Source organism: Microcystis sp. LE18-22.4A (genome assembly GCF_027531105.1).
Classification (GTDB): Bacteria; Cyanobacteriota; Cyanobacteriia; order Cyanobacteriales; family Microcystaceae; genus Microcystis; species Microcystis aeruginosa.
In genome coordinates, this window is record NZ_JAPZRB010000410.1 from 1 (window position 1) to 3,630 (window position 3,630).

General features: G+C 42.8%; 4 protein-coding genes. 2 read left to right on the plus strand and 2 right to left on the minus strand.

All coding sequences use genetic code 11. The features are described from left to right. Positions 1–268, plus strand: a 268-nt coding sequence (locus tag O9295_RS18055; RefSeq protein ID WP_288034295.1) for a Uma2 family endonuclease, incomplete at its 5' end; no start/stop codon positions are given. A gap of 13 nt (positions 269–281) precedes the next feature. Here the strand turns inward: O9295_RS18055 and O9295_RS18060 are convergent. Together O9295_RS18060 and ntcA are read right to left on the minus strand one after the other, a co-directional pair. Next, a complete protein-coding gene (locus O9295_RS18060) occupies positions 282–1,769 on the minus strand; it encodes a DUF3084 domain-containing protein (protein ID WP_288034297.1) in 1,488 nt (495 codons plus the stop codon). Positions 1,770–1,776: 7 nt separating this feature from the next. Beyond that, positions 1,777–2,454, minus strand: coding sequence for a global nitrogen regulator NtcA (gene ntcA, locus O9295_RS18065; RefSeq protein WP_002793163.1), 678 nt, complete (start codon positions 2,452–2,454; stop codon positions 1,777–1,779). Between the two features lie 214 nt (positions 2,455–2,668). Between ntcA and fabI the strand changes: the two genes are divergently transcribed. Further along, positions 2,669–3,445, plus strand: coding sequence for an enoyl-ACP reductase FabI (fabI, locus tag O9295_RS18070; RefSeq protein ID WP_002760333.1), 777 nt, complete (start codon positions 2,669–2,671; stop codon positions 3,443–3,445). The last annotated feature ends 185 nt before the right edge of the window (positions 3,446–3,630 follow it).

Below are 3,630 nucleotides of genomic sequence, written 5' to 3' on the forward strand. Positions count from 1 at the left end.
CCTAATTATCGAAGTTTTATCTCCTTCCACCTCCGGTTATGATCGGGGTGATAAATTTCGTTATTATCGTTCTATACCCCAATTAAACCAATATCTTCTCGTCAGTCAAGGGGAGATACTAATAGAATCCTATAGCAAAACATCAGACAATAATTGGTTACTGCAAGAATACACCCCAGCCAGGGGAATTATATCCCTAGATTCTTTAGGAATTAGCTTAAATCTTGCCGATATTTACGAAGTAATTGATTTTAATCTCAACTCCTAACTTTGGCTATCTTTTAAGAGGACGTACTAAAAACAATTTTACCATCTTTTACCGCCACTAAACGCAAAGTTAAGGGGCCAGCCGTATTAGTTTTACTAGCAGCAATCGCCTCAAGTGTCTCGATAGAATTACCCGACTTTTTGACTTGACCAATAAAGTTAACTACCGTAGTTAATAAACCATCTTCCACCTGAATTGACCCTAAAACTCCCGCACTTCTAGCGCGAAATTGAGCCGAAGCTAAGAGTAAATCTAAGCGCTTTTGTAGGTCTTCTTCTGTCATATTTTGGGGATCAATGGAAACGGCAGCGATTACCTGTTTCTCCTCAAAAACTCTTTGATTGGGAACCACATCAGCAAAGACACGAATCTCGGTTTCTCCTAAGACATAATTACCTGCTGAAAGGATTCTCACCACATATTCTTTACCGTCCTGTAATTGTTGACTTAACTGTTCTACCTGTGCTTTTGTGATCTTAACTAAACGCTGGTCAAAATTAGGCTGATTCGGTTGGGTGGCACGGATAGCATTCATATTCGCTTCTCGCAATAACTTATCAATAACAGCGACAATAGCTTGAGTATCAACAATACGAAAAGCTCCAAAAGATAACACCTGTCCCCGGAAAATAGCGATTTGTTTTTCTCGCAATTCTTGATAGGTTTGATAGTATTGTTCTAAAACTTCCACTTCCCGCTTAAGAAAAGCCATTTGGGTTTCTAAATCTTTTAATTTTCCCTCGCGCTGTTCCAAAGCCAAATTTTTATCCACAATCGAGCGATCGAGTTCTCCAATGCGTTGATCCCGGCGATCAATTTCTAGCTGTAGGGTTTTTTGTTGAGTTTCCAACTGTTGAAGTCGCGCTTGTCTGATTGTTAATAACTTTTGTTGATTAGCCAACTCTTTATCTCTAACTTGAACGGTGGTTTGTAGTTGATTTATCTGACTAGAAAGAATTGATTTTTGTTGGGACAATTGATCCCGTTGACTGATTAACTGTGCCTTTTGATTAGTTAAAATGACTCGTTCATTGTTTAAATTAGCCACTTCCTTACGAAACTTTTCCAACTGTCCCGAAACTAATCGCAAACGTTGACGAGAAGCTTGATAATTTTTGTTAAGAACCTCTAGACGTTTCTGCACAGCTATCTGTTCACTTTTAGCCGTTTTTAAAGCCTTTTCCACCTGATTTTTTTGCTCGGTGGTTTTTCTCACCTGACTTTCCAAATCCTTAATAGCGGCACGACGTTCATTTAAAAGACGATCCAGTTCAAAAACCCCTTGACGCAGGGATTTACTAGAAGCAAACAAGACAATTAAAGTCGAACCGGCGATCAAAATTCCCGTTACAATCGTCATCAAAGTTGCGGTTTGTTTCGGACGCAGATTAAATAAACGCATCCTTTTCTTACCGATACGGCTCCCTATGCGATCGCCAACCGCCGCTATCAGACCACCTAAAACCACGATGGCCAAAACCAAAATATAAGCGCTAGTCATCCAGAATTTAAGTAAATTGTTGACTGAGAGCGACGGGATTATGGACGGTAATTTTCTTCTTGTAAATTGAGACCATTTCTTGATCCCGCAGCTCTCCCAATAAACGGGTGACAGTGACGCGGGTAGAACCGATCGCTTCTGCGATCGCTTGGTGAGACAATTTTAGATCCACCCGGATGCCATCGGTGGTGGGAACCCCAAAATCACGACAGAGAATTAATAAAAAACTGACCAAACGTGAACCCATATCCCGGTGAGCCAAGGTTTCGATCATCATTTCCGTTTGCAGAATGCGCGAGGACAACCCCTGCAACATCAACATTGATAAATCGGGATTATTGCGGAGGGACCTTTCTACCTGATCGATCGGGGCCGAGAGTAATTCTACCGGAGTAAAAGCCACGGCATGATAAAAACGATCCGATCGCTGGCCGGTGAGTAAGGATAGCACACCAAAGACGCTATTTTCCCGCAGTAGAGCCACGGTAATTTCTTCTCCCGCTTCATAGACTCGCGACAACTTAACGGCTCCTTTCAGCAAAAAATAGACTCTTTCGGCGGGATCTCCCGGGAAAAAGATCGTTTTGCCACGCTCGAACAATTCCACCACCGGGGGGAAATTGCCGCTGCCGATTCGACGGAACACATCTGCTAGGGGTTTGTCTTGTATTAGGGATAAGTCCATCTCACATCCAAAAAAGGGGAAAATTGTTTTTATTATGCAACGAGTGTCACCTCTATTAAACATAACCGCTGCCTAAACTGGGAAAAGTTTTGGGCGCTTTTTGCCAGACAATGGGGGAGGGGTGATCATTGCTGCCCCTTTATCTGTATCCCTATTATACCGAATCTCGCTGGGGTCGGCTATTGGGGAGATTTTTGTAAGAGAAACGAGAACTATGTTAGATTTAACGGGAAAAAACGCCTTAGTGACGGGAATTGCCAATAATCGCTCGATCGCTTGGGGAATTGCCCAACAACTCCATCAAGCTGGTGCAAATATCGGTGTCACCTATCTCCCCGACGAAAAAGGCCGCTTTGAGAAAAAGGTGCGAGAATTGGCCGATGAACTTAATCCCGCTTTTTATGTCCCCTGCGATGTCCAAAATGACCAACAGGTAGAAGATACTTTCGCTACAGTGGCGGAAAAATGGGGTAAACTGGATATTTTGATTCACTGTCTCGCTTTTGCCGATAAAGAGGGTTTAACGGGCGATTTTACCGCCATCCCTCGGGAAGCTTTCACTAAATCCCTAGATATTAGCACTTTTTCCCTAACCCGTCTAGCTCGATCGGCTAAACCTTTGATGACGGAAGGGGGAAGTATTATCACTCTTACCTATCTCGGCGGTGTCAAGGTAATTCCTAACTATAATTTAATGGGGGTGGCAAAAGCTGGTTTAGAAATGAGTGTTCGCTATTTAGCCGCCGAATTAGGTGGCCAAAAGATCCGAGTTAATGGTATTTCCGCTGGTCCAATTCGCACCTTGGCATCTTCGGCCGTGGGGGGAATTCTTGATATGATCCATCATGTGGAAGAAATCGCTCCTTTACATCGCACCGTGACACAAATTGAGGTGGGAAATACGGCCGCTTTTTTAGCCAGTGATCTTGCTAGTGGTATTACCGGTCAGATTATTTATGTAGATTCCGGTTACGAAATTATGGGAATGTAGTTTTAAGTAGGTAGGTGTTAAAAACCATCAGCGCCCCCCTTATTAAGCTATCCATTAGTCACATCTTTCTTAACATAAAATTTGACAAAAAGAGAAAAGTGTGCCAGATGGCTCAAGGGGGTTCTATGGGGGGACTAATTTGATGAGATAGTTTCCAAGTCTGGCTGATATCATGTAACCTTCGC

Bases quoted from the DNA above. Each gene is read 5' to 3' on its own strand.
- O9295_RS18060 (WP_288034297.1), bottom strand. From the start codon at position 1,769: ATGACTAGCGCTTATATTTTGGTTTTGGCCATCGTGGTTTTAGGTGGT.
- fabI (WP_002760333.1), top strand. From the start codon at position 2,669: ATGTTAGATTTAACGGGAAAAAACGCCTTAGTGACGGGAATTGCCAAT.
- ntcA (WP_002793163.1), bottom strand. From the start codon at position 2,454: ATGGACTTATCCCTAATACAAGACAAACCCCTAGCAGATGTGTTCCGT.